This is a genomic window from Kribbella sp. NPDC050241 (assembly GCF_044459685.1).
Classification (GTDB): Bacteria; Actinomycetota; Actinomycetes; order Propionibacteriales; family Kribbellaceae; genus Kribbella.
On record NZ_JBITJE010000002.1, the window covers coordinates 1,148,032 to 1,172,062 of the forward strand.

The following is a 24,031-nucleotide window of genomic DNA, read 5'->3' on the forward strand; positions in this document are numbered from 1 at the left end:
TGAGGGTGCCCGGTTTCGGACTCCGGGTCCGGTGCGAGATGACCCCGGACAGGCGGTAGGGTCAGAGGCTGCCAGACGAGGGCTAAGCGCCGAATCCGGTGCCGGAACGGCCCGTGAAGGATCCAGAAGGAAGTAGGGCAGATGTCCACCACCGGCACCGAGATGGTCGACCGGCAGCGCCAGCGTGCCAACCGAGCCTCGAACCGTACTCCGGGCGGAAGACTGCCGACCGCGTCGAAACGGCGCCGGCCGACCCTCGCCGCGCTCGCGGCTCTGCTGATCGTCGGCGGCGCGCTGATCGCCGGTGTGCTCGCGGTCCGGATGGACGAGCGGGTCGCGGTGGTGCAGGTGGCGCGCGACGTCAGCGTCGGGTCGAAGATCACCAAGGAGGACCTGGCCCAGACCCGGGTGTCCGGTGACAACCTGAACCTGATCCCGGCCGACGACGTCGACAAGATCCTCGGCAGGTACGCCAAGGTCAACCTGGTCAAGGGCCAGTTGCTCGACGGCCTGCAGACCACCAAGTCCTCCCCGATCGCGGACGACAAGGCCGCGGTCGGCGTCGTCCTGCTCGACGGCCGGGTGCCGGCCACCGGACTGCTGCCCGGCGACGAGGTCCAGCTGATCAGGATCGGCCAGGGCAACACCCCGCCGGCCGAGCTGGGCGATGCCGTCGTCCTGGACTCGCCGCAATCCGCCGACGAGGGCAGTGGCCTGGGCAAGGACACCGCCGACGCGCAGACCGCGACGATGCTGGTCGACCGGGCCGACGTCAAAGCCATTACCGATGCCTCAGGCAACAACCGGATCGCGGTCGCGCTGCTGAAGAGCGGCTCGTCACTGGGAGACAAGTAGATGGGCTTGTACGTCATCGCCTCGGCGAAGGGCTCGCCAGGGGTTACTACGACGTCCGTGGTCCTGGCCGGCGCTTGGCCGGTGGAGCCGGTGCTGGCGGACCTCGACCCGGCCGGAGGCGATGTCGCCCTGCGGTATCGGGACGAGGCCGGCGCGCCGCTCGACCCGGATCGGGGACTGCTGTCGCTGGGCGCCGGCGTCCGCCGGGGTAGCGGCGAGGCGCTGCTGACCGACCATGTCCAGCGCGTCTCTGGCGGCCTGCAAGTGCTGACCGGTGTGACGTCGCCGAGCCAGGTGCAAGGCCTCGGCCCGGCGTGGCTGCACCTGGCCCGCCTGCTGCGCTCGGACCCCGAGGGCCGCGACGTGATCGCGGACTGCGGCCGATTGATGCCAGGCTCCGCGACCGTGCCGGTGCTGCAGAACGCGGACGCCGTACTGATGGTGGCCCGTCCGACGGTCGAGGGGCTCGCGCATCTGCGGGAGCGGCTGCACAGCTTCGCCGACGTACTCCAGTTCGGTCAGTACGAGGCAGTCCCGGTGGGCGTCGCGCTGGTCGCGTCGTACCGGGACGGCCGGGTGACCGGCGACGTGCAGTCGATCCTGGAGCGCTCGCGGTTGCCGGTCTCCGTGCTGGGCATCATCGCCGAGGACGAGAAGGCCGCCGAGGCCATCCGGCTGGGCGACGGCCACCGGGCCCGCAAGTCGCTGCTCGTGCGGTCGGCTGCCGAGGTGGCCGAGCGGCTGCACCGGCTCGGCCGCCCGGCGCCGACGCCACAGAACGCGGAATGGGGTGTCGCCTGATGGACCAGTCGCTGGTACGCCGCCTCCGTGAAGAGGTCGCCGAGGTCCTGGCCAGGCAACGCCGGGAGGACGCCGCCAACGGCCTGCCACAGATGTCCGCGGAGGACGAGCGCCAGTTCGCCCGGGCGGTCGTCGGCCGGGTGATGGAGACGCACGCCCGGGCCGAGATCGCCGCCGGCCGGACCCCACCGGGAGCGGCCGAGGAGCACGACCTTGCCGACGGCATCCATGCCGCACTGTTCGGCGTCGGCCGGCTGCAGCCGCTGCTCGACGACCCGATGGTGGAGAACATCGACATCAACGGCTGTGACCGGGTCTTCATCGGGTTCGCCGACGGCCGCGAGGAGCTGGGCGACCCGGTCGCCGAGTCCGACGACGAGCTGGTCGAGCTGATCCAGACGCTGGCGGCGTACTCCGGCCTTGCCAGCCGGCCGTTCGACTCGGCCAACCCGCAGCTCGACCTGCGGCTGCCCGACGGCAGCCGGCTGTCGGCGCTGATGGGTGTCTGCCCCCGCCCGTCGGTCTCGATCCGTCGCGCCCGGCTGAGCCGGGTGTCGCTGGAGATGCTGATCGAGTACGGCACGATGACGCCGGACCTGGCGTCGTTCCTGTCCGCGGCCGTCGCGGCCCGCAAGAACATCATGATCGCGGGCGCCACGAACGCCGGGAAGACGACGCTGCTGCGGGCGCTGGCCAACGAGATCCCGCCGGACGAGCGCCTCATCACGGTCGAGCGTTCGCTGGAGCTGGGCCTCGGCGAGTTCGAGGACCTGCACCCGAACGTGCTGGCGACCGAGGAGCGCCTGCCGAACAGCGAGGGCCAGGGCGCCATCGTGATGGCCGAGCTGGTCCGCCGGTCGCTGCGGATGAACCCCAGCCGGGTGATCGTCGGTGAGGTGCTCGGCGACGAGATCGTCACCATGCTGAACGCGATGAGCCAGGGCAACGACGGCTCGCTGTCGACCATCCACGCGAACTCGTCGCTCGAGGTGTTCAACCGCATCTGCACCTACGCGATCCAGTCGGCCGAGCGGCTGCCGGCCGACGCCACCATGATGCTGATCGCGGGCGCGATCGACTTCGTCGTGTTCGTTGAACGACGCAACGACTTCTCCTCCGGTGGCGGGCTGCGCCGGATCATCACCTCGGTCCGCGAGGTCAACGGTGTGGACGGCCGGGTGCTGTCCAGCGAGATCTTCCAGGCGGGGCCTGACGGCCTGGTCCAGCCGGCCGCGCCGATCAGCTGCCTGGCCGAGCTCCAGGCGGCCGGGTACCAAGCGAGCGCTCCGGCCGGGTGGGCCTCGTGACCGTCCCGTCATTGGACCTGATGCTGATCGTGCTGCTGGGCGCGGTCGTCGGCGGCGCGATCCTGATGCTCGTCTGGGCGCTGATCCCGCAGGCCGGACCCGAGGTGATGCGGGGGCCGTCGTCGATCGTCACCCATCTGCGGACCGCGGGCACACGGCTCCCGGTCGCTGTCGGTGCGGCGCTGCTGGTGCTGTTGCTGACCCAGTGGCCCGTCGCGGCCGCGGCGACCGGAGCACTGGCCTTCGCCTGGCCGGCCCTGTTCGGTGGCGCGGCGGCGGAATCGAAGGCGATCGCCCGACTGGAGGGGCTCGCGGCCTGGACGGAGTCCCTGCGTGACACTGTGGCCGGCGCGGTCGGCCTCGAGCAGGCGATCCCGGCGACGGCGTACGCGGCATCTCCCGCGATCCAGACGGAACTGACCGCGCTCGCGGATCGTCTCAGGGTGCGTGTGCCACTCCCGCAGGCGTTGCAAAGGTTCGCCGACGAGATGAACGACTCCAGTGTCGACCTCATCGTCGCCGCGCTGATCTTGAACGCGCGTCTGCGTGGCCCGGGCCTGCGCGACGTACTGAGCTCGTTGTCGGAATCGGCCCGTGCGGCTGTCGAGATGCGGCAGCGGGTCAACGCCGGCCGCCGTAGTACTCGGCGCAGCGTCCAGATCGTCATGGTCGTGACCGTGGCGTTCGTGCTCGGCCTGTCCCTGTTCAACCGCAAGTACGTCGAGCCGTACTCGACCGCACTGGGTCAGCTCGTGCTGATGATGATCCTCGGGCTGTTCGCGGTCGGCTTCCTGTGGCTGCGCCGGCTGGCCAGCTTCGAGACCCCGCAACGCTTCCTGCATGCGCGGGACCGGGTGCCGGACGGAGGTGGTCGCGGATGACGCTCGTCATGCTCGGCGGCGCTCTGGCCGGACTCGGAGTGCTGGTCCTGATCCGTCTGGTCGGCAACTCCGCGCCCAGCGGTGCGGCCGGTCTGTTGCAGCTCGACGCGGACATGCGCCGCTACCGCAACGAGGTCAGCCTCACAGCCGATCGGCGGCACCAGGAGGAGTCGCTGCGGATGCGGCGGCTGGGTTCTGGCATGCGCCGCGCGCTCGAGGCGCGGGGCATCCGGGTGCCGGTGTCGCTCTCGGCCGACCTGGGCATCGCCGGCCGGTCGCTGGAGACGCATCTGGCCACCAGCCTGGTCGGCGCCGTGGTGGGTTTCGTCGCGCCGACGGTGATGCTGGTTCCGCTGAGCATCGTCGGCGCCGGGCTGCCGGGCTTCGTGCCGATCTGGCTCGGGATCGTCGGTGCGGTGGTCGGTGCCATCCTGCCGACGCTGCAGCTGCGGACCAAGGCTGCGGACCGGCGCCGCGACTTCCGCCATGTGGTCAGTGCCTTCCTGGACCTGGTCGCGATGAACCTGGCCGGTGGCCGCGGTGTGCCGGAGGCGTTGTCGTCGGCGTCCGGGATCAGCGACGGCTGGGCGTTCGTCCGGATCCGGGACACGTTGGAGACCGCCAGGCTGCAGGGGGTCACCCCGTGGGCGGCGCTCGGCGAGCTCGGCGACGAACTCGCGATCGACGAACTGCGTGACCTGTCGGCCGCCCTCGCCCTGGTCGCCGAGGACGGCGCCAAGGTGCGGGACTCGCTGGTCGCCCGTGCGGTGTCGATGCGCCGGCGCGAGCTGGCCGACACCGAAGGCCGTGCCCAGGCGCGGTCCCAGTCCATGTTGATGGCCCAGATGTTGCTGTGTGTCGGCTTCCTGCTCTTCCTGACGTATCCAGCTGTTGCCCGGGTGGTCGGACTGTGAACCGTCCCACCGGTCCCGAGGAGGGAAAATGATGATGCTCAACCCCAACAACCCGACCGTCATGTTCATGCGGGTGCTGATCGCCGCGCGCATCCAGCGTGCCCGCCGGCTCGAGGGTGGTGCGTCGGCGCTCGAGTGGGTGCTGATCTCGGCGCTGCTCATCGGTGTCGCGCTGGCGGTCGGAAAGATCATCCTGGACAAGCTGACCAAAAAGGCCGACAGCCTGGACCTGGGCTGACCGACGGCGATGACGGTTCGGCGGTGGGCCCGGGCGATCCGGGGCAGGTGCACCCGTACACGGCGGGACGAGCGCGGCGCGAGCAGCGTCGAGCTCGTTCTGTACGCGCCGATCCTGATGCTGGCGATCTTCCTGACCATCCAGTTCTCGCTGATCTACCTGGGCAACCAGGCGGCCTCGGCCGCGGCGCGGGAGGCGGCCCGGGTGGCCCGGACCTCGCTCGACCGGGGCAAGGCGGAGGCCGCCGGCCGCGCCTACACCGACCACATCGGCCAGGGAATCCTGGAGGACGTGCAGGTGACCGTGACACCGGTCGGCACCGATCAGGTGCGGGTCGAGGTCACCGGGCACGCGCAGAAGATCACGCCGTTCCTCGATCCACCGACCGTCACCCAGGTCGTGCAAGGCCCACTGGAGGAGTTCCGTGCGGACAACTGACCTGAGCCGTGTCTCCGGTCGTCGCCGCCGTCGCCGGACCGATCGCGGTTCGATGGCGGTGGAGATCGTGCTGCTCGCGCCGGTGATGATGGCCTTCATGATGCTCGTCGTGGCCGGCGGCCGGTACGTCGCGGTCCGCGGCGACATCGAGGCGGCCAGCCGGGACGCGGTCCGCGCCGCCAGCCTGGAGCGGACGGAGGCAGCCGCCCGGGCCACCGCCGTCGACACCGCCGACGCCCAGCTGCAGGACGTCGGCCAGTGCCAGAACGCCACCCTGAGCGGGAACTTCGTGTCCGGCGGGACCATCACGGTCAGCATCACCTGCCAGGTCTCGTACGACGGCCTGGGCCTGATCGGGCTGCCCGGGTCGAAGTCGGTCACGATCGAGAGCTCGGCCCCGATCGATCTGTACCGGAGGACCGGATGAACAGGCTGCTCCGGCGGCTCCGCCACGCCGCCGCCCGCGGGCGGGCGCGTGGTGAGCGTGGATCCGCCACCGTCTTCATGCTCGGCTTCGCCGCCGTCCTGCTGGTCGGCGCCGGGCTGGTCGTCGACGGCGGCCTGGCCCTGAACCAGCGCAGCCGGCTGACCGACGACGCCGAACAGGCCGCCCGCGCCGGCGCCAACGCGATCGACGTGCCCGCACTGCGCGACCGCGGCGAGCTGGTGGTCGACTCCGGCCAGGCGCGCGCGGTGGCCACCAACTTCCTCGCCGGGCGCGGCTACACCAACATCCGGGTCACCGTGAACGGGAACCAGGTGACCGTATCCGCCGACACCACCGTCGACACCGCGATCCTCGGTCTGGTCGGTATCAACAAGTTCGATGTGCACGGCACCGCTGTCGCCGAGCCCGAGACCGGAATCGGCTAGGAGACACCCATGACTCAGCAGAAGGCCGGCCGATTCGTCGCGAGCCCACCGGACCCGTCGCGCTTCCACCAGCAGCGGCCGCCGGAACCGCGTTCGGCGGGCCAGACCGCGCTCGCCGCGCTCGCACTCCTGCTTCTCGTGATCGGCGTACCGCTGGCCCTGTGGGTCCTGACCGGCCCGCCGCCGTTGCCGTCGGGCTGGCCGAGCCGCGAGGACCTGACCGCACCGATCGGTGTGGACGCACTGCTGACGGTGCTGCGCGCCGTCGTGTGGATCGCGTGGTTGCACTTCGTCGTGTGCGTGATCGCCGAGATGGCCAGTGCCGTCCGTGGCCGTGGTGTCCCGGTGGCAGTCCCGCTCGGCGGCGGCAGCCAGCGACTCGCACGCATCCTCGTCAGCGCCCTGTTGCTGACCGGTATCGCGGCCGGCCAGGCCGCGGCGGCGACCGGGCACGGTTCCAGTGGGCCGACGGAGAACAAGTCTCAGGTCACCATCAGCGCGACGACGCAGCAGCAGCCCGCGCCGGAGGAGAACGCGCAGGTCGACCACAACCGCTTCGGTGGAGCTCCGACCACGACGACGGCGACGAACCAGAACAATCCGCTGGCCGGCAAGAAGGTCTACACGGTCAAGGCACCGGTCGGGCACCACCACGACAGCCTCTGGGACATCGCCGAGAAGCACCTCGGTGACGGCCGCCGGTACAAGGAGATCTACGAGCTCAACAAGGAGCGGGTCCAGCCCGACGGCAGTAACCTGCACCTGGCCCGGCTGATCATGCCGGGGTGGGACCTGATCATGCCCGAGGACGCCGTCGGCGTCAGCCGGGTGCCGCTGGAGACCGCGACGCCGCCGGCCACGGTGACGACGCACACCGAGCAGCCCGGCAACACCACCACGACAGAGTCCGGTTCGACGGTCCAGCAGGGGGCGCAGACTCCGACGATTCAGCAAGGCGAGGAAGCCGGTACGACGACTGCCGGGGACCACCACGCGGTCCACGCCGGCGACGCGCAGGAGGACGCGCGCTGGCGGCTGCCCGCCGACCTGCTCGGCGGCGGACTGGTCGGCGCCGGACTGCTCGGCCTGCTGCTGATCGAGCGGTACCGGCGGCGCGGACGTGATCCGGAGGCAACGGCCACCACAGCCGAGGTGGCGCTGCGGGTCGGTGCCGACCCCGAGCGCTCCGACGCACTCGACCGCGTGATGCGGGCGCTGGTGCGGCAGTGCGAGGCGGCCGGTCAGCCGTTGCCGCCACTGTTCGGTGCGCTGGTTGACGACGACGGCGTGGAGCTGCTGCTGGCTCCGGCTCAGGGCAACCCGCCCGCGCCGTGGCAGGACATCGACAACGGCCGGCGCTGGCGGATCTCCGGGACCGACATTCCGACCGACCGGTCCGGCCCCGCGCCGTTCCCCGCTCTGGTCTGCCTGGGCCGGGACGAGTACGACCGCGACGTCCTGGTCGACCTCGAGGCGGCCAGCGGTGCGCTGAGCCTGGAAGGTGACCCGGTGGTGGCCCGTGAGGTCGCCACGTCGGTCGCGGTCCAGCTGGCGACCAACCCGTGGACCGACATGCTGCGCGTGACGACCTCCGGTCTGCCGGAGGCGATCGAGGACGTGCTCGGCGAGCGCCTGCGGGTGGTGGACGACATCGAAGCGGTCATCCCGGACCTCGAGCGGGGCACGGTGGAGACCGAGGTGCTGGCCGGCCGGGTCAACCGCTCGGCCGACGCTGCCCCGCAGTACGTCGTACTCGGTGCACCGCCCCGCGAGGACACCGCGAACCGGCTGGGCGCGCTGGCGGCGCGGACGCGGGCCGGGTTCGGCCTGATGGTCGCCGGTGCTGTGCCGGGCGCGCGGTGGCAGCTGCGGGTGGACGAGTCGGGCACGTTGCGCATCCCCGCGCTCGGCCTGACGCTGTCGGCCAGCCGGCTGTCCGAGCCGACCGTCGACTCCCTCACCGAGCTGCTGGGTGCCGCGCGGACTCCGACCCCGACGCCGACCGGGTCGAGCCGGGTCCGGCTTCCCGGCAGCGGCCGGACCGGCGACGACTCGAGCTGGTCGACCGCAACCGTGCGGATCGGCGTCCTCGGACCGCTGGACGTCCGGGCGCCCAACCGGCTGGAGGCGGAGCGGGTCCCGCTCGCCACCGAGATCGTGGCGTTCCTGGCCCTGCACCCCGGCGGCGTGCACCCGAGCGTGCTCGGCGCCTCGGTCTGGCCGCGTGGGGTCACGCCCGAGGTTCGGGACGGTGCCGTGGAGCGGGTGCGCCAGTGGCTGGGTACCGACACCGTCGGCGGTCACCACCTGCGCCAGGACGCCTCGGGCCGGCTCGCGCTGGGTCCGGAGGTCGCTGTCGACTGGGACTGCCTCACCGAGCTGGCCCGACGCAGCCGGACCGCCCAGACTGTCCGGGACGAGCGCGAGCTGCTGCGTCGCGGCCTGCATCTGGTGCGTGGCGCTTTCCTCAGCGACCGTCCCCGCGGCGGCTACTCGTGGATCGCCCGGGTGCATCTCGAGCGGCTGGTGCCGGACGTCGTCGTCGACGCCTCGCACCGGCTGTGGGAGCTGGCGATGAACGCGGACGACCCGGCGGGTGCCGTGAGCGCCGTACAGGCCGGTCTGCGCCTCGCCGAAAGCTCCGACCTGCTGTGGCGCGACCTCCTGACCGCCGAGTTCCGGTACGGCGGTACGGCGGCGGCCGAGCGGATCGTCGAGGCACTCGGCGACCGCATCCAGCGGTACGGCCTGGTCCTCAGCCCCGAGACCGAGGCCCTCATCGAGGACATCCTGCCCGCAACGGCTCCGCGCTCCCGCCACGCCGGCTGACGAGTACGCCGGCCCGATCCGGGCCGGCGGTCAGCTGTTGCTGGTGGTGAGGCGGGCCCGTTGTTCTCTGGCGATGGCCTTGAGCAGGGCGGTGTCGGGCTCGGGATCGGTGCCCAGGGCACTGGCCTGGCGGACGCTGAGCTGGACGACCAGGGTGTTCACCACGAAGCTCACCTCCGCGATCGCCTCGGACTGCCCGGTTCCGCCGTCGTACTGGACCTTGGCGTCGCTCAGCGCGCCCGGGACACCGAACGAGTGCTCGTGGGTGTCCTGGTCCCAGAAGCCCTGCTGCAAGGTCTCCGCCTTGGCTGCTGAGGCCGCCTTGAACAGTTGCACGGTGAACTGCTTCTTCTTGTCCGCGCTGACCCGGGACGCGCGGTAGCCGTCGGCGAAGCCGGCGTTGAGCAGCAGCGCACGATCGACAGCGGGTACGGCGGACCAGTTGGACAGGAACGTGGTCGCGGTGAACGGCCCGGCAGCACTGCGCGGATCGGCGACATATCCGCGGGGTAGGACGACCAGCCCGGCCAGAGCGCTCTTCGGCGCCTTCTGCACCGCGGCACCCGAGGACTTCGCGGCCGGGGTCTGCACGGTGCCGACCGTGGCTCCGGCGTCGTTCCCGCAGCCGGTCACCCCCAGCAGGAGTGCGGTCACTACAGCGGCAACGCTTGGCGCAGTCCGCGTCACGGTGTTTCTCCGTCCGGCTTCTCGCCCCCGAGAGCTTCAGAAGGTCTCCGGGCCAGATGTCATCAGAGCCAGGTGAACGGATGGCGAACGCCTTGCAAATCAGAGGGATCGCGACTCGGTGAGCAACGTCTCGATCCGGCGCCGGGCGGCCTTCGGGTGCAGGGGTTCGCAGCCGGCGTCGATGCAGCGGCGGACCACCTGGGGATCGTCGCGGAGCAGCAGCAGACCGCGGCGGAGAAGGGTGAACGGCGGCTTGCGATGTTCGCGCAGATCGCGCTGGAACCGCCGGGCGAAGGTGACGAGCCGGTGGTGCCGCAGGCAGATGGCAGCGGCCAGTAGGCCGCGATCACGCAGCCGGCCGGTGATCTGGTCGGCGAAGATGCCTTCGGCAATGATCAGCGGCGAACCCTTCGTGCTGACCGGCCGGTGACCGACCGTGCCGTCCGCGGCGATGTCGTAGATCGGCAGTTCGGCCGAGCCCGTCGTACACAACTGCTCGAGGGCTGCGATCGCGCGGTCGCCGTCCCACGAGCGGGGGTCGTCCCAGTCCACGATCCCCAGCGGGGAGCGCGGCATCGCCTCGTCGTCGCCGTCGCGATAGAAGTCGTCGAGCCGGACCACCGGCAGCCCGACCAGTTCGGCCAGCCGCGACTTCCCTGCTCCGGAAGGCCCGGCCAGCAACACCACACGCGAACTCACCGCCACATTCTCCGCTACACCCCGGTCAGCCCCCCGGGGCGGGGAGCTACCGGTTGTACGGCGTGGACAGCAGCGGGACGGTGTTGGTCAGGACCTGGCCGTAGAGGGCGCGGACCTGCGCTGCGTCGGCGTCGGACATCACCGACGGCTCGGGCTTGCCGACCGGGACCTGCCAGGTCGGCGGGGCATCGGCACCGGACAGTGCCCAGGCCGCTTGCCGGGCAGCACCCAAGGCGACGTACTCGGCAGGCTCCGGGAGGATCACCTCGGCGCCCAGGAGCGCAGGCGCCAGTGCCTGGACCGCGCGGGACCGGGCGGCGCCGCCGAGCAGGAGCACACGGTGGACCGGGAGGCCCTGAGCGCGGAGGGCGTCGACAGCGTCGGCCAGGCCACACAGCAGGCCTTCGACCGCGGCGCGGGCCATGGTCGCGGGCTGGGCGGTGGCGCGGGTGAGGCCGTAGATCAGCCCGGTGGAGTGTGGGAGGTCCGGCGTACGCTCGCCGTCCAGGAACGGCAGCAGGACGAGGCCGTTGCTGCCGGACGACGTCAGCGCGGCCTCATTGAAGGCGTCCAGGTCCAGGCTGAGCAGTTCGGCGGTCGCGGACAGGACGCGGGCGGCGTTCAGCGTGCATACGAGCGGCAGGTACTCGCCGGTGGCGTCCGCGAAGCCGGCTACCAGAGCGGTCGGGTCGGCGGTCGGGTGGGTCGAGCGGGCGAACGCCGTACCGCTGGTGCCGAGGGACACGGCGACGTCACCGGGCTGGAGGTCGAGGCCGAGCGCGGCTGCTGCGTTGTCGCCCGTGCCGGCGGCCAGTACGGCGCCGGACGCGGTGTGGCCCACGATCTCCGCCGGACCGGCCACCCGCGGGAGCTTCAGCGAGCGGCCGAAGGCGAGCTCGACCAGGTCCGGCCGGTAGCTGTTCGTCGCGGGCGACCACCAGCCGGTGCCAGAGGCGTCACCGCGGTCGGTGGTGATGCCGTCGATGCCATGCCGATCGGCCGCCAGCCGATGCGTCATCCAGTCATGCGGCAGCACGACTGCGGCCGCACGGGCCAGCGCCTCGCGCCGTGTCGCGTCGCCGGGAGCAGTTGCGTCGGCATCCCGCACCCACCGCAGCTTGGTGACGGTGAACGAAGGCACCGGGACCGACCCGACCGCTTCGGCCCACGCACCCGGCCCACCGAGCTCCTCGACGAGCTCGATGGTCGCGTCCGCGGAGCTGGTGTCGTTCCACAGCACCGCCGGGTGGACGACCTCGCCGGCCTCGTTCAGCAGCACCATGCCGTGTTGCTGGCCGCCGACCGAGATCGCCTCCACTCCGTCGAGCAGCCCGTCCGACGCGATCTCCCAGGCCTTCCACCACTCGGCCGGATCAACCTGGGTCCCGTCCGGGTGCGGTGCCCGGCCTTCCCGCAGTACGGCGCCGGTCGCTGCATCGCACACGACGACCTTGGTCGCCTGGGTGGAGCAGTCCACACCCGCAACCAGCCTCGACTCAGTCATGACGTCCAGACTAGAGGGCTTCGAGAGTGGCGCGGGCGCCGATCTCGTGCAGCGACTTCAGGGCGGCGGTGTACTGCGTCACGAACGCGTCGTTCGACGCCAGGTCACCGAACAGATCCGGGTCCGAGATGAACACCAGCGGGACCTCGCGGTTGTGCTGTGCCCGCTCGACCAGCTTGTCGCGCAGCCGGTCCACCACCTCGATCGGTTCGCCCTGCTCGTCGGCGCCCTCGGCGTACCGCGCCCACGACGCGACCACCAGCACCGACCGCGTGATGCTCCGCCCGGCCGCGAGTTGTTCGCGGACGACCGGCAGCAGCCACTTCGGGATCCGGTCCGAGCTCTCCGCGCACAAGCGGGCCAGGGTGTCGCGGACCTCGGGGTTCGCGAACCGCTCGATCAACTGGTGCTTGTACCGGTCCAGGTCGACCCCGGGCACCGGCGGCAGCGTCGGCGTCCCCTCGTCGTCCATGTAGCGGAGCAGGAAGTCGACGAACAGCTTGTCCTGGCACACCTCGTGCGCGTACCGGTAGCCGGCCAGGTAGCCGAGGTAGCACAGCGCCTGGTGACTCGCGTTCAGCAGTCGCAACTTCATCAGCTCGTACGGCTCGACGTCACCCACGATCTGTACGCCGACATCGTCGTACGGCGGCCGGTCGCCACCGAAGTCGTCCTCGAGCACCCACTGCGTGAACGGCTCGCACACCACCGGCCAGCCGTCCTCGATCCCGAACCTCTCGGCCAGCGCGGCCCGGTCGGCATCCGTGGTCACCGGCGTGATCCGGTCGACCATGCAGTTCGGGAACCGCACCTCGGTCTCCAGGAACTCCGCGACCGACGGATCCTTGAGCCGGGCGAACGCTGCCAGCATCTTGCGGGCGACATGACCGTTGCCCGGGATGTTGTCGCACGACATCACCGTGAACGGCGGCACGCCGGCCGCTCGCCGGCGCGCCAGCGCCTCGACGATGAACCCGAACACGCTCGCCGGCGTCGCGCCCGGCTCCAGGTCCGCGGCCAGCGCGGGGTCGGAGGTGTCCAGTTCGCCGGTCACCTGGTTCACGTTGTAGCCGCCCTCGGTGATCGTCAGCGACACGATCCGCGTCGCCGGATCGACGAGCCGGTCCAGTACGGCGGACGGGTCGTCCGGCGCGAACAGGTAGCCGACGACCGACCCGATCACCCGCGGCTCGAGCGTCCCGTCCGGGTGCTTGATCACCAACGTGTACAGGTGGTCCTGCGCGGACAGGACGTCGTACATCCTCCGGTCCTGGGGAAGGACGCCGACGCCGACGATGCCCCAGTCGAGGGCCTTCCCGTCGTTCATCAGCCGGTCCAGGTACATCGCCTGGTGGGCCCGGTGGAAGCCGCCGACGCCGAAGTGCACGATGCCTGGCCGCACCGCCGTACGGTCGTAGCCCGGTGTGGCGACGTCGTTGCCCAGAGCATCCAACGCGGTGAGGGTCAGTGCCGTCACTTGACCGCCCCCAGCGACAGACCCTGGACGAGCTTGTCCTGGGCGGCGAACCCGGCGATCAGCACCGGCAACGACACCACGAGGGACGCGGCACAGACTTTGGCGAGGAACAATCCTTGGCTGGTCACGAACCCAGTCAAGAACACCGGAGCCGTCTGCGCCACTGTGCCGGTCAGCACCCGGGCGAACAGCAACTCGTTCCAGCTGAAGATGAAGCAGATCAGCGCGGCCGACGCGATCCCCGGTGTCACCACCGGTGCGACCACCGACCGCAGCGTCCGGCTCAGCGACGCACCGTCGACCGAGGCCGCCTCGAGGATCTCCACCGGTACCTCGGACAGGAAGCTGCGCAGCATCCAGACCGCGATCGGCAGGTTCATCGAGGTGTAGAGGATGATCAGCAGCCAGATGTTGTCCAGGAAGTTGACCGACTGCGCGAACAGGTAGATCGGCAGCAGGCCGGCCACCACCGGCAGCATCTTGGTGGACAGGAAGAAGAACAGTACGTCGGTCCACTTCTTCACCGGCCGGATCGACAGCGCGTACGCCGCCGGGAACGCGAGCAGGAGGACCAGCGCGGTGGACAGGATGCTCGCGGTCAGCGAGTTCGCGATCGACGGCCACGGCCCGGAGTCGAAGAACGCCCGGTAGCCGTCCAGCGTGAGCGGCGCGCCGATGTCCGGCGGGTTCTTGGCCGCGTCCTCCTCGGAGTGGAACGACGTCAGCAGCATCCACAGCACCGGCAGCACGAACAGGATGCCGACGATCCAGGCCACCCCGCCCAGGACGAATCCACCACCCCGGTTCTTCCGGCCGGTCACGATCGTCACCTGCGAACTCATCGACGTCCTCGCTTCGCTCCGGGCGCCGACGAGGCACAAACCACGCTGTGCTTGATTGTGAACTCGCTTCGCTCCTTCATCGACCCGTCTCCTCTCGGAACAGCGTGGACACCGACCGCAGCGCGAGGGTCGCGATGATGATCGTGCCGATCACCACGATCACGCCCGCGGCCGAGGCCCGGCCGTAGTCGTGGGCGGTGTAGAAGGTCTGGTAGATCGTGTACGGCAGGTTCGCCGTCCCGAGGCCACCCGACGTGATGGTGAAGACGGCGTCGAAGTTCTGCACGACGTAGATCGAGCCGAGCAGCGCGGACAGTTCCAGGTACTGCCGCAGGTGCGGCAGCGTCATGTACCGGAAGATCTCCCACTGGTTCGCGCCGTCGATGCCGGCCGCCTCGATCACGTCGAGCGGACGGCTCTGCAGGCCGGCCAGCAGGATCAGCATCATGAACGGTGTCCACTGCCAGACCAGCGCGAAGATGATCGACCACAGCGGCTGGTTGCTGATCCAGTCCGGCTGCGGCGCGTTGTCACCGAAGATCCACTTCAGCACGCCGTTGAACAGACCGTACGTCGGGTTGTAGAGCGCGTGCTTCCACAGCAGGGCGGCCGCGACCGGTACGACCAGGAACGGCGTGATCATCATCGTCCGGACCGCACCCCGGCCGCGGAACTTCCGGTCCAGCAGCAGCGCGATCAGCAACCCGAGGACCAGGCTGAGCAGGACGACGCCGGCCGTGAGCATGACCGTCACCCAGATCGCGTGCCGGGTGTTCGCGTCGGTCAGCACCCGGCGGAAGTTGTCGATGCCGGCGAACCCGCGCTCGTCGGGGTAATAGGCGTTCCAGTCCATGAAGGACACGATGATCGTGACCACGAACGGCAGCTGGGTCACGATGATCATGAACACCAGCGCCGGCATCAGCGGTGCACGCCGGGCCCAGTCGCCGGCCCTGCGCATCATCGTGCCCTCGGACCCGGGCGGCGCAGCCTTCCGGCTGGGCTGGGTCTTGGTGTCAGGCTTCGCATCCACAGACATGGCAGCCATCCCTCACTTCGCAGCGCGGGAGCGATACCGCTCCGCGACGTCGTCGGCGAGCTCCTGCCCGCGTTTCAGCGCTTCGTCCACACTCATCCGCCCGGCGATCGCCGAGCTCACGTCCTGGCTGACCTGCGTGCCGAGGTCCGGGAACTCCGGGATGTCGACGAACTGGATCCCGATCGCCGGCCGCGGCTGGGTGCCCGGGTTGCGCGGGTCGGCGGTCTCGATCGCTTCCTTGGTCGGCGTCGCGAACGCCGCGGCCTCCTTCAGGTACGACGGGTTGTCGTACGTCGAGGCCCGCTTGCCGGCCGGGACGCGAGACCAGCCGAGCTTCTCGCCGACCAGCGTCTCGTAGTCCTTGCCGGAGGCCCAGGAGATGAACTTCCAGGCGTTGTCCTTCTTCTTGCTGGCTTCCTGGATGCTCCACGACCACGCGTAGAGCCAGCCGGAGCTATCGGTCTTCACGACCGGTGCCGGCACGTAGCCGATCTTGCCCTTCACCGGCGAGTTCGGCGCTTCCAGCGAGCCGGCCGCGGAGGTCGCGTCGTACCACATCGCGACGTTGCCCTGGATCAGGTTGTTCAGGCACTCGGTAAAGCCGGCCTGCGGTGCGCCGAGTTCACCGTGCGCGCGGACCAGGTCGACGTAGAACTTGGTCGCCTCGGTGAACTCCGGTGAGTTCACCTGCGCCTGCCAGTCCTGGGTGAACCAGGTGCCGCCGAAGGTGTTCACCACGGTCGTGAGCGGGGCGAAGATCTGGCCCCAGCCCGGCTGGCCGCGCAAGCAGATGCCGCGCATCCCCGGCTGGGCGTTGTCGACCTTGGCCGCGATGTCGGCGACCTCCTGCCAGGTCGGCTTGGCCGGCATCGTGACGCCCTTGGCGGCCAGCACGTCCTTGCGGTACATCAGGAACGACGACTCGCCGTAGAACGGTTCGCCGTACACCTTGCCGTCGTCGGCCGACAGTGACAGTGTCATCGGCTTCAGTACGTCGTCCTGGTCGAAGGACGGGTCGTTGGCGATGTAGGCCGACAGCGGCGCGATCCACTTGCTCTTGGCGTAGATCGGGATCTCGAAGTTGCTCAGCGACGCCACGTCGTACTGACCGGCCTGGCTGGAGAACTCCTGGCTGATCTTGTCCCGGACGTCGTTCTCCGGCAGCACGGTGAAGTTCACCTTGATGCCGGTTTCCTTGGTGAAGTTGTCGGCGGTGAGTTGCTGCAGGTCGACCATCTGCGGGTTGTTCACCATCAGCACGTTGATGCTGTCGGTCCCGCCGCCACCGGCGCCGCCGCCCCAGCCGGCGCAGCCACTGACCGCACCCAGCAGGAGTGCGACCCCGACAGTCATAAGCCTTCGTCCGGGCACGAGCCGCTCCTTCGATCCGCTCATTTGAGCACGCGTCTGCTCACACCACGAGTGAACCGGGAACGTCCTTGACCTGTCAAGAGTCTGTGCAACACTAGTGCGCAGGAGTGCTCATATGAGCGGGGAGGCCTTATGGAGCCCATCACGGGCGGTCCGGCACAGCTCGTGCTGACGGCGTCGATCGCGCGGCGGTACTACGTCGACGGCCGGTCCAAGGTGGAGATCGCCGACGAGTTCCGGCTGAGCCGCTTCAAGGTGGCGCGGCTGCTCGACCAGGCGCGCAGCAGCGGGCTGGTGCGGATCGAGATCAGCCATCCGGGCGCCATCGACCTCGATCTGTCCGCGCGCCTGCAGGAGTCCCTCGGGCTGCGCCGCGCGATCGTGGTGGATACTCCTGAGGAGGACCCGGCCGCGCTGCGGCTCCAGCTCGGGAAGGCTGCCGCGGACCTGCTGTCCGAGATCGTTACCGCGGACGACGTGCTGGGGCTCGCGTGGGCGCGGGCGGTCACCGCGATGACCGAGCAGCTGACCTCACTCGCTCCCGTGCCCGTCGTCCAGCTGACCGGTGCGCTGACACGTCCGGATGTCGAGGCGAACTCGGTGGAGCTGGTCCGGCACACCGCTCGTTTGTCCGGCGGAGCGGCGTACCTCTTCTATGCACCGCTGGTCGTGCCGGACGCCGCGACCGCGCGGGCTTTGCGGCAGCAGCCGGAGGTCGCTGAGGCGATCAGCCACTTCGACTCGGTCACCAAGGCCGTGGTCGGGCTCGGGTCCTGGGCAGCCGACCAGTCCACGCTGTACGACGCGATGGACGAGAAGGCGTGTGATCAGTTGCTCCGGCGCGGCGTGGTCGCGGACATCTCCGGGGTGTTCGTCGATGCGGACGGCGTAGCGGTGCAGAGCCGGGTGACCGACCGGGTGATCGCGATCAACGCCGAGCAGATGGACGCGATCGACGAGGTGATCGCGATCCCGTACGGGCTGGCCAAGGTCGGCGCGGTGCGCGCCGCGGTCCGCAGCGGGCTGGTGAACAGCCTGGTGACACACAGTCCACTTGCGAGGGCCCTGCTGGACGAGACAACCTGACCTGATGGTCGAGGTCGAGACCCCCCTGCTCGGTGGTACCGCCAACCGCGGACTGGTGGTGCGTGTCAGCGACACCGTACGCCGTCCGCTGCGCGGAAACAGCGAGGCGATCCATGCCCTGCTCCAGCACCTGGACGACGTCGGGTTCGAGGGTGCGCCGACGATCCTGGGGATCGACGGGCAGGGGCGTGAGGTGTTGTCGTACCTGCCCGGTGAGACGGTGACGCCGCCGTACCCGGCCTGGTCGATGACGGATGCCGCACTGGACAGCGTCGCCGCGTTGCTGCGTGAGTACCACCAGGCGGTCGCAGGCTTCCGGCCTGACGGCTTCACCTGGTCCGAGCCGGTGCCTCCGGCGTACGTCGAGGACATCGTCAGCCACAACGACCCGAACCTGGACAACATCGTGTTCCGGGACGGCGTCGCGGTCGCGCTGATCGATTTCGACCTCGCCGGTCCTGGCTCGGCATTGTGGGACGTGGCCGCCGCGATCCGGTTGTGGGGGCCGCTGCGCCCGGCCGCCGACATCCACGACGCCCGCCGCGGCCGCACGTTCGCCCGTTTCCGCCGGTTCGCCGACAGCTACGGCCTGTCGGAGGCCGACCGGCTGCGACTGGTCGAGGCGGCCGCCGACAATCACGTCTGGTGCATGGACTACGTCCGCCGAGGCGCCGAAACCGGTCACCCCTGGTTCCACCAACGCTGGACCACCGGCGAAGCCGCGCTCACCCAGCGCACCAACCACTGGTTCACCGCTCACGCGGACGCGCTGCACCAGGCGCTACTGGCCTGAGCCCGGGCGGGGACCGAGAGGGTCTTCATCGGGTGGAGTGGGGGTACGGCGGGTGCTGTTGGTGAGGGAGCGTTCGGGGAGCCAGATGATGAACGTGCTGCCGATGCCGAGCTCGGAGTGGAGGGCAACAGTGCCGCCGTGGGACTCGGCGATCTGGCGGACGATGGCCAGGCCAAGGCCTGCTCGGCGTTGCCCGGTCGAGGGGATGGTCGCCGGCGGCTGCCGCTGGCCGCCGCGGAAGAAGCGGTCGAAGACGCGATCAGCGTCGTCCGCCGCGATCCCTGGACCCTCGTCGCGCACCGCGATCCAGGCCCAGCCGTTGCGGCTGCCCACCGCGAGCACGAGTTCGCTTCCACCGCGCGCCAGCCGGACCGCGTTCGAGAGCAGGTTGTCGACCGCACGCCGCAGCGCCGACGCGTCCCCGGCCGCGGTCGGCCCGGGGGACAACCGGCGTACGACGTGAAGCTCGCGATCGGCCGCGAGCAGTTCGTACTCCTCAGCCGCCTCGCCCGCGATCGCGGCGAGATCGACGTCCGCGTCGACGAACGCCGGGGAGGACCGGCGGGCCGAGGCGAGCAGATCCTCGACCAGCCGCGTCATCCGCTGGATCGCCCGGCTCACGATCGCGGTCGCCTGGGCCCGGTCCTCCGGCGGGGTGTCGTCGTGCGCGAGAACCGCGTCCACGTTCGCCTGGATCACCGCGAGCGGATTGCGCAGCTCGTGCGATGCGTCGTCGACCAGTTGCCGTTGCGCGACGAACGCCGACTCCAGCCGGCCGAGCATGTCGTCGACGGTGTCGGACAGGTTCCGCAGCTCGTCGTGCGGTCCGCGCAGCGCGATCCGGCGGGACAGGTCGGTTGCCGAGATCTCCTGCGCGGTCGCGGTGATCCGCCGTACCGGCCGCAGCGCCCGGCCGGACAGCCACCAGCCGGTACCGAGGCTGACCAGGAACAGGACGCCCATGCCGGCGGCCGAGTAGTTCCGCAATGTCTGCAGGGTCTGGTAGTTCACCGCCGACTCGACGCTGGAGATCTCAGCGGCCTGGATCACCTGGCCCTGCTTGAGCTTGAGGTTGCCCTCGGCATCTTTGTAGACCTTGTTGACCTGGATCTGGTCCAGCGGCTTGGGGTCCAGGAGCTGCGACAGGGTCAGGTAGACGCCGCCGAGCAGCAGTGCGGAGAGCGCGATCAGTACGGCGGAGTACGTCAGCGTCAGCCGGAAGCGGATCGTCTGGGCCCAGAGCGGGCGGGGGATCTTCATGCGTCACCTCGAAGCCGGTAGCCCCGGCCGATCACCGTTTCCAGCACGGGCTCCTCGCCGTCCTGGGTGAGCTTGCGTCGCAGCGTTCCGACCGTCACCCGGACGCTCTGGGTGAACGGGTCCGCGTTCTCGTCCCAGACGTGCTCGAGCAGTTCCTCGGCCGACACCACATGCCCGGGCCGCGACATCAGATACCGCAGTACGCCGAACTCCTTCAACGTCAGCGGGAGTTCGCGGCCGGACCGGGTGGCGAGGTGGCGGGAGGAGTCCAGCACCAGGCCACCGACGTGCAGCTGCGTGCTGCCGTTGGTGACGTCGCGGCGCAGCAGCGCACGGATCCGGGCGAGCAACTCGACCAGTGCGAACGGCTTGGTCAGGTAGTCGTCCGCGCCTTCGTCCAGCCCGCGGACCCGGTCCGCCAGCGAGGCGCGCGCGGTCAGCATCAGCACTCGCAGTTCGCGGCCGGACGCCACCTCGATGTCACCCCGGCGTACGGCTCGGCACAGGTCGAGGCCGCTGGTGTCCGGCAGCGTGATGTCCAGGATCGCCAGGTCGTACGCCGTGGTCGCGAGCTTCTCGGTCGCCTCGGCACCGGTCAGCGCCGTGTCGACGGCATAGCCGGCCCGGCCGAGTCCGGAGCGCAGCGCGCTGACCAGGCCTTCCTCGTCCTCCACCACCAGTAGTCGCACGCAACCAAGGTAGCCGGATGACCCGCATCCTCCGGCCTGCTCTTTCGGCGGACTTTCGCTCCGCTTTCCTGCCGTTTTCGCACTCCTTTGATGGTCTGGAGGCCAATCGAGCGAAGGAGTTTCCATGAACATCCCTGGCAAAAGGCTCATCCTCGGTACGGCGGTCGCCGTGGCGGCACTCGGCGTCGGGGGGATCGCGTACGCGGCCGGCAACGACCCGGCACCTGAGCAGGGGTATGTGACCGTCGAGGACGGCGCCACCACCCCGTCGCCGCAGCAGAACGGGACGCGGGAGGACTGCCCGGAGAAGAACGGCGGCGGTCAGGGCCAGAACCAGCCGTCCCAGCCGTCGCAGCCTGAGCAGAACCCGGCCGGGAACGCATGACCGCGGCCGATCTCGAGCACGCGCTGTTCGAAGTGAAGAAGGTGGTCGTCGGGCAGGACCACCTGGTCGAACGGATGCTGGTCGGGCTGCTGGCCCGTGGGCACTGCCTGCTGGAAGGTGTGCCGGGCGTCGCGAAGACGCTCGCCGTACGGACGCTGGCGGAGGTGATCGGCGGTCGGTTCGCCCGGCTGCAGTTCACCCCGGACCTGGTGCCCGGCGACATCACGGGCACGCGGATCTGGCGGCCGTCGACCGAGGCCTTCGACACCGAGCTCGGCCCGGTGTTCGCCAACCTGGTGCTCGCCGACGAGATCAACCGCGCGCCGGCCAAGGTGCAGTCCGCCTTGCTGGAGGCGATGGCCGAGCAGCAGGTCAGCATCGGCGGCACCAGCTACCGGCTGCCCGAACCGTTCCTCGTCCTCGCGACCCAGAACCCGATCGAGTCCGACGGTGTCTACGCACTGCCCGAGGCACAGCGGGACCGGTTCCTGCTGAAGATCACGGTGGACTATCCGAGCCCGCTCGAGGAACTCACCATCCTGCAGCGGATGAGTGCGCACCGGCCACACGCCAACGCGGTGCTCAGCCCGGAGCAGGTCGCCCAGTTGCAGGAGGCAACGGAAGACGTCTTCGTCCACAATGCCGTGGCGGAGTACGTCGTACGCCTGGTGCATGCGACTCGGGCACCCCAGCAGTACGGGATCCACGACCTGAGCGGCGTACTGGAGTTCGGAGCCAGCCCTCGGGCCACGCTCGGTCTGGTCGCGGCCGGTCGGGCGCTGGCGTTGCTGCGTGGGCGGGACTACGTCCTGCCGGCCGACGTGTACGACGTCGCGCTCGACGTGATGGCGCATCGGCTGGTGCTCACGTTCGACGCGCTCGCCGACGGAGTCGACCCGCGGGCGGTCGTGTCGCGCATCCTGCACACCATCGAACAGCCGCACGTGGTGCCGGCCGATGACGCGCAGGGGTCGGCGGCATGAGCACTGGCCCTGATCTGCTGGCTGGGCGGGAGCGGGCACTGCGGGCGCTCGAGTTGACGGTGAAGCGAAAGCTGGAAGGGTTCCTGCACGGCGAGATCACCGGCCTGCGCAGCGGTCCCGGCAGCGAGCCCAACGAGGCCAGGCCGTACCAAGCCGGTCAGGACGACGTACGCCGGATGGACTGGAACGTCACCGCGCGTTCACTGGAGCCGCACGTCCGCGCGCCGCTGGCCGAGCGTGAGCTGGAGACCTGGGCACTGCTGGACGCGTCGGCCAGCATGGACTTCGGTACGGCGCTCAGCGAGAAGCGGGATCTCGCCATTGCGATCGTCGGAGCGGTCGGGCTGCTGGCCGACCGTCCCGGCAACCGGCTCGGCGTCCGTGTTGCGATCGGCAACGAAGTACGCCGGCTTCCCGCAGCGGCCGGTTCGGTCCAGCTCCGTCGATCGTTGCGGTCGCTACTGTCGTTGCCCAGAGCAACTCCAGGCGAGTTTCCGCGGACCGACCTCGGCCGCGCGATCACCCGGCTGAACCGCGAGCATCCTCGACCTGGGCTGCGCATGGTCGTGTCCGACTTCCACGACGACGGCTGGGCCGATCCGCTGCGCCGGCTGTCGGCGCGGCACGAGGTGATCGCCGTCGAGGTACTGGATCCGCGGGAGCTCGAACTGCCCGAGGTCGGTCTGCTCACCCTGGTCGATCCCGAGACCGGCCGGCGGCGGGAAGTCCAGACCGGCAGCCGCAAACTCCGCCGGCGGTACGCGGATGCGATGACCGCCCACCGTACCCAGACCACCCAGGCGATCCGGGCCGCCGGTGCCGCACACCTCGTGCTGCGGACCGACACCGACTGGGTCCGTGACGTCGCCGCCTTCGCCACCGCCCGTCGCCGGTCGAGTATCCGGCGGCACCCGACCGGGAGGACCGGTATCCGATGAGATTCGAGCAACCGCTGTGGCTCTGGCTGCTGGTGCTGGTGGCGGCCCTGATCGCCGCCTACCTGATCGCCCAGCGCCGCCGCAGCAAGTACGCCGTCCGGTTCGCGACACTGCCGATGCTGGAGAAGGTCGCGCCTGTGCGGCCTGGTTGGCGCCGGCACGCACCGGCTGCGGCCTTCCTGGCTGCGTTGACCGTGCTGACGATCGCGATCGCGCGTCCGGTGGCCGACGTACGGGTTCCGCGGGAGCGGGCCACTGTGCTGGTCGCGATGGACGTGTCCAACTCGATGGCGGCCACTGATGTCGCGCCCAACCGGTTCGAGGTGGCAAAGCAGGCGGCGGTGCAGTTCGTCCAGGACCTGCCGGAGAAGTTCAACGTCGGGCTGGTGTCGTTTGCGCGGACCGCGACTGTGGTGGCGACGCCGAGCACGAACCACCAGGCGACGGTTGATGCGATCAATGGTCTGGAGTTGAGCGACAGTACGGCGATCGGGGAGGCCGTGCTGACCAGCCTGCAGGCGGTTCGGACGATCGACCCGGATGATCCGCCGCCGAGCCGGATCGTGTTGCTGTCCGATGGTGGGAACACTGCTGGGCGGCCGATCGACGAGGCGGCCGATGCCGCGGCACAGGCCGGCGTACCGGTCTCGACGATCGCGTACGGGACGCCTGAAGGCACTGTGAACCTCGAAGGGCGCGACATCCCGGTTCCTGCCGACACGGAGTCGTTGCAGGGGCTCGCTGATGCGACCAGCGGGTCGTTCTATGCCGCCGAGAGCGACGAGCAGTTGCGCGACGTGTACTCCGACCTCCAGTCGTCGATCGGCTGGACCACCGAACCACGCGAGATCACCAACCTGGTGGCGGGAATCGCCCTGGCCGCGGCCCTCCTGGCCGCCTTGGCGTCCCTCCTCTGGTTCTCGCGCCTCCCCTGAGGAGCCACCATGCCCCCACACCTGGGCCACCCCTTCCGAGGCCCCCACTACTACCCCGGCCCCCCACCCTCTGTGACACCCCAACCCACTGCACCACCCACCTTCCCCGTCACCCCGGTTGCCGCTGCGTCGGCACCCCCCTCTCCGGCGGCGGCACCTCCGACCGGGGTGACGGCCCCTCCTTCTACCGCGAGGTCCGGACGCCGC

General features: G+C 70.1%; 25 protein-coding genes. 16 read left to right on the forward strand and 9 right to left on the reverse strand.

Annotation, left to right across the window (positions count from 1 at the left end; translation table 11 throughout):
* The first annotated feature begins 141 nt into the window (after positions 1 to 141).
* Genes ACIBG5_RS13420 through ACIBG5_RS13465 form a run of 10 tightly spaced genes read left to right on the forward strand, consistent with a single transcriptional unit; the run spans position 142 to position 9,136 of the window.
* Entirely contained in the window at positions 142 to 855 is a 714-nt protein-coding gene (locus ACIBG5_RS13420; protein ID WP_396391809.1) for an SAF domain-containing protein, read from the forward strand.
* The gene (locus ACIBG5_RS13425) at positions 856 to 1,656 is read left to right on the forward strand and encodes a hypothetical protein (protein ID WP_360438760.1); all 801 of its coding nucleotides are present in this window, start codon (positions 856 to 858) and stop codon (positions 1,654 to 1,656) included.
* Complete coding sequence (locus ACIBG5_RS13430) at positions 1,656 to 2,963, forward strand: ATPase, T2SS/T4P/T4SS family (protein ID WP_360438757.1); 1,308 nt, start codon at positions 1,656 to 1,658, stop codon at positions 2,961 to 2,963. The genes ACIBG5_RS13425 and ACIBG5_RS13430 overlap by 1 nt, the downstream gene beginning before the upstream one ends.
* Positions 2,960 to 3,844, forward strand: a complete 885-nt coding sequence (locus ACIBG5_RS13435; RefSeq protein ID WP_360438754.1) for a type II secretion system F family protein — start codon at positions 2,960 to 2,962, stop codon at positions 3,842 to 3,844. The genes ACIBG5_RS13430 and ACIBG5_RS13435 overlap by 4 nt, the downstream gene beginning before the upstream one ends.
* A complete protein-coding gene (locus ACIBG5_RS13440) occupies positions 3,841 to 4,758 on the forward strand; it encodes a type II secretion system F family protein (protein WP_393393082.1) in 918 nt (305 codons plus the stop codon). Before ACIBG5_RS13435 ends, ACIBG5_RS13440 begins: the two co-directional genes overlap by 4 nt.
* A 28-nt stretch (positions 4,759 to 4,786) precedes the next feature.
* On the forward strand, positions 4,787 to 4,996 hold the full coding sequence (locus ACIBG5_RS13445) for a hypothetical protein (protein WP_396391810.1): 210 nt from the start codon (positions 4,787 to 4,789) through the stop codon (positions 4,994 to 4,996).
* A 9-nt stretch (positions 4,997 to 5,005) separates the two neighbouring features.
* Entirely contained in the window at positions 5,006 to 5,434 is a 429-nt protein-coding gene (locus ACIBG5_RS13450; RefSeq protein ID WP_396391811.1) for a TadE/TadG family type IV pilus assembly protein, read from the forward strand.
* Positions 5,421 to 5,861, forward strand: a complete 441-nt coding sequence (locus ACIBG5_RS13455) for a TadE family protein (RefSeq protein ID WP_360438742.1) — start codon at positions 5,421 to 5,423, stop codon at positions 5,859 to 5,861. The genes ACIBG5_RS13450 and ACIBG5_RS13455 overlap by 14 nt, the downstream gene beginning before the upstream one ends.
* Entirely contained in the window at positions 5,858 to 6,307 is a 450-nt protein-coding gene (locus ACIBG5_RS13460; RefSeq protein WP_360438739.1) for a pilus assembly protein TadG-related protein, read from the forward strand. Before ACIBG5_RS13455 ends, ACIBG5_RS13460 begins: the two co-directional genes overlap by 4 nt.
* Before the next feature lie 9 nt (positions 6,308 to 6,316).
* Positions 6,317 to 9,136 (forward strand): BTAD domain-containing putative transcriptional regulator, encoded by a 2,820-nt coding sequence (locus ACIBG5_RS13465; protein ID WP_396391812.1) that lies wholly within the window; start codon positions 6,317 to 6,319, stop codon positions 9,134 to 9,136.
* Between the two features lie 30 nt (positions 9,137 to 9,166).
* Here the strand turns inward: ACIBG5_RS13465 and ACIBG5_RS13470 are convergent, their stop codons facing one another.
* The 7 genes from ACIBG5_RS13470 to ACIBG5_RS13500 all read right to left on the reverse strand — a co-directional run bounded on the left by ACIBG5_RS13470 (position 9,167) and on the right by ACIBG5_RS13500 (position 16,737).
* Positions 9,167 to 9,823, reverse strand: a complete 657-nt coding sequence (locus ACIBG5_RS13470) for a hypothetical protein (protein ID WP_396391814.1) — start codon at positions 9,821 to 9,823, stop codon at positions 9,167 to 9,169.
* 99 nt (positions 9,824 to 9,922) lie between these two features.
* Positions 9,923 to 10,522 carry a uridine kinase gene (locus tag ACIBG5_RS13475; protein ID WP_396391815.1) on the reverse strand — a complete coding sequence of 200 codons (600 nt, stop codon included), beginning with the start codon at positions 10,520 to 10,522 and terminating at the stop codon, positions 9,923 to 9,925.
* 46 nt (positions 10,523 to 10,568) lie between these two features.
* Positions 10,569 to 12,026 carry an FGGY family carbohydrate kinase gene (locus ACIBG5_RS13480; RefSeq protein ID WP_396391816.1) on the reverse strand — a complete coding sequence of 486 codons (1,458 nt, stop codon included), beginning with the start codon at positions 12,024 to 12,026 and terminating at the stop codon, positions 10,569 to 10,571.
* Positions 12,027 to 12,036: 10 nt separating this feature from the next.
* Complete coding sequence (locus ACIBG5_RS13485) at positions 12,037 to 13,503, reverse strand: mannitol dehydrogenase family protein (RefSeq protein ID WP_396391817.1); 1,467 nt, start codon at positions 13,501 to 13,503, stop codon at positions 12,037 to 12,039.
* A complete protein-coding gene (locus tag ACIBG5_RS13490) occupies positions 13,500 to 14,345 on the reverse strand; it encodes a carbohydrate ABC transporter permease (RefSeq protein WP_396391818.1) in 846 nt (281 codons plus the stop codon). The genes ACIBG5_RS13485 and ACIBG5_RS13490 overlap by 4 nt, the downstream gene beginning before the upstream one ends.
* A gap of 76 nt (positions 14,346 to 14,421) precedes the next feature.
* Positions 14,422 to 15,384 carry a carbohydrate ABC transporter permease gene (locus ACIBG5_RS13495; RefSeq protein ID WP_396391819.1) on the reverse strand — a complete coding sequence of 321 codons (963 nt, stop codon included), beginning with the start codon at positions 15,382 to 15,384 and terminating at the stop codon, positions 14,422 to 14,424.
* A 12-nt stretch (positions 15,385 to 15,396) separates the two neighbouring features.
* Positions 15,397 to 16,737 (reverse strand): ABC transporter substrate-binding protein, encoded by a 1,341-nt coding sequence (locus tag ACIBG5_RS13500; protein ID WP_396391820.1) that lies wholly within the window; start codon positions 16,735 to 16,737, stop codon positions 15,397 to 15,399.
* 150 nt (positions 16,738 to 16,887) lie between these two features.
* Between ACIBG5_RS13500 and ACIBG5_RS13505 the strand changes: the two genes are divergently transcribed.
* Positions 16,888 to 17,841 carry a sugar-binding transcriptional regulator gene (locus tag ACIBG5_RS13505; RefSeq protein WP_396391822.1) on the forward strand — a complete coding sequence of 318 codons (954 nt, stop codon included), beginning with the start codon at positions 16,888 to 16,890 and terminating at the stop codon, positions 17,839 to 17,841.
* Between the two features lie 4 nt (positions 17,842 to 17,845).
* Positions 17,846 to 18,634: a phosphotransferase enzyme family protein gene (locus ACIBG5_RS13510; RefSeq protein WP_396391823.1), complete on the forward strand. Its 789-nt coding sequence runs from the start codon at positions 17,846 to 17,848 to the stop codon at positions 18,632 to 18,634.
* Here ACIBG5_RS13510 and ACIBG5_RS13515 read toward each other — a convergent pair.
* Entirely contained in the window at positions 18,623 to 19,894 is a 1,272-nt protein-coding gene (locus ACIBG5_RS13515; RefSeq protein WP_396391824.1) for a sensor histidine kinase, read from the reverse strand. The two genes, ACIBG5_RS13510 and ACIBG5_RS13515, sit on opposite strands and share 12 nt — an antisense overlap.
* Complete coding sequence (locus ACIBG5_RS13520) at positions 19,891 to 20,583, reverse strand: response regulator transcription factor (protein ID WP_396391825.1); 693 nt, start codon at positions 20,581 to 20,583, stop codon at positions 19,891 to 19,893. Before ACIBG5_RS13520 ends, ACIBG5_RS13515 begins: the two co-directional genes overlap by 4 nt.
* A gap of 124 nt (positions 20,584 to 20,707) precedes the next feature.
* Between ACIBG5_RS13520 and ACIBG5_RS13525 the strand changes: the two genes are divergently transcribed.
* Genes ACIBG5_RS13525 through ACIBG5_RS13540 form a run of 4 tightly spaced genes read left to right on the forward strand, consistent with a single transcriptional unit; the run spans position 20,708 to position 23,824 of the window.
* Positions 20,708 to 20,968, forward strand: a complete 261-nt coding sequence (locus ACIBG5_RS13525; protein WP_396391826.1) for a hypothetical protein — start codon at positions 20,708 to 20,710, stop codon at positions 20,966 to 20,968.
* Positions 20,965 to 21,951 carry an AAA family ATPase gene (locus ACIBG5_RS13530; protein WP_396391827.1) on the forward strand — a complete coding sequence of 329 codons (987 nt, stop codon included), beginning with the start codon at positions 20,965 to 20,967 and terminating at the stop codon, positions 21,949 to 21,951. The genes ACIBG5_RS13525 and ACIBG5_RS13530 overlap by 4 nt, the downstream gene beginning before the upstream one ends.
* Complete coding sequence (locus tag ACIBG5_RS13535; RefSeq protein ID WP_396391828.1) at positions 21,948 to 22,889, forward strand: DUF58 domain-containing protein; 942 nt, start codon at positions 21,948 to 21,950, stop codon at positions 22,887 to 22,889. The genes ACIBG5_RS13530 and ACIBG5_RS13535 overlap by 4 nt, the downstream gene beginning before the upstream one ends.
* Positions 22,886 to 23,824, forward strand: coding sequence for a VWA domain-containing protein (locus tag ACIBG5_RS13540; protein ID WP_396391829.1), 939 nt, complete (start codon positions 22,886 to 22,888; stop codon positions 23,822 to 23,824). The genes ACIBG5_RS13535 and ACIBG5_RS13540 overlap by 4 nt, the downstream gene beginning before the upstream one ends.
* Positions 23,825 to 24,031: the final 207 nt, after the last annotated feature.

Coding starts and splice junctions, on each gene's coding strand:
- ACIBG5_RS13425 (WP_360438760.1), top strand. CDS start 856: ATGGGCTTGTACGTCATCGCCTCGGCGAAGGGCTCGCCAGGGGTTACT.
- ACIBG5_RS13430 (WP_360438757.1), top strand. CDS start 1,656: ATGGACCAGTCGCTGGTACGCCGCCTCCGTGAAGAGGTCGCCGAGGTC.
- ACIBG5_RS13525 (WP_396391826.1), top strand. CDS start 20,708: ATGAACATCCCTGGCAAAAGGCTCATCCTCGGTACGGCGGTCGCCGTG.
- ACIBG5_RS13510 (WP_396391823.1), top strand. CDS start 17,846: ATGGTCGAGGTCGAGACCCCCCTGCTCGGTGGTACCGCCAACCGCGGA.
- ACIBG5_RS13460 (WP_360438739.1), top strand. CDS start 5,858: ATGAACAGGCTGCTCCGGCGGCTCCGCCACGCCGCCGCCCGCGGGCGG.
- ACIBG5_RS13445 (WP_396391810.1), top strand. CDS start 4,787: ATGATGATGCTCAACCCCAACAACCCGACCGTCATGTTCATGCGGGTG.
- ACIBG5_RS13505 (WP_396391822.1), top strand. CDS start 16,888: ATGGAGCCCATCACGGGCGGTCCGGCACAGCTCGTGCTGACGGCGTCG.
- ACIBG5_RS13535 (WP_396391828.1), top strand. CDS start 21,948: ATGAGCACTGGCCCTGATCTGCTGGCTGGGCGGGAGCGGGCACTGCGG.
- ACIBG5_RS13495 (WP_396391819.1), bottom strand. CDS start 15,384: ATGTCTGTGGATGCGAAGCCTGACACCAAGACCCAGCCCAGCCGGAAG.
- ACIBG5_RS13450 (WP_396391811.1), top strand. CDS start 5,006: ATGACGGTTCGGCGGTGGGCCCGGGCGATCCGGGGCAGGTGCACCCGT.
- ACIBG5_RS13530 (WP_396391827.1), top strand. CDS start 20,965: ATGACCGCGGCCGATCTCGAGCACGCGCTGTTCGAAGTGAAGAAGGTG.
- ACIBG5_RS13480 (WP_396391816.1), bottom strand. CDS start 12,026: ATGACTGAGTCGAGGCTGGTTGCGGGTGTGGACTGCTCCACCCAGGCG.
- ACIBG5_RS13420 (WP_396391809.1), top strand. CDS start 142: ATGTCCACCACCGGCACCGAGATGGTCGACCGGCAGCGCCAGCGTGCC.
- ACIBG5_RS13500 (WP_396391820.1), bottom strand. CDS start 16,737: ATGACTGTCGGGGTCGCACTCCTGCTGGGTGCGGTCAGTGGCTGCGCC.
- ACIBG5_RS13540 (WP_396391829.1), top strand. CDS start 22,886: ATGAGATTCGAGCAACCGCTGTGGCTCTGGCTGCTGGTGCTGGTGGCG.
- ACIBG5_RS13490 (WP_396391818.1), bottom strand. CDS start 14,345: ATGAGTTCGCAGGTGACGATCGTGACCGGCCGGAAGAACCGGGGTGGT.
- ACIBG5_RS13465 (WP_396391812.1), top strand. CDS start 6,317: ATGACTCAGCAGAAGGCCGGCCGATTCGTCGCGAGCCCACCGGACCCG.
- ACIBG5_RS13515 (WP_396391824.1), bottom strand. CDS start 19,894: ATGAAGATCCCCCGCCCGCTCTGGGCCCAGACGATCCGCTTCCGGCTG.
- ACIBG5_RS13440 (WP_393393082.1), top strand. CDS start 3,841: ATGACGCTCGTCATGCTCGGCGGCGCTCTGGCCGGACTCGGAGTGCTG.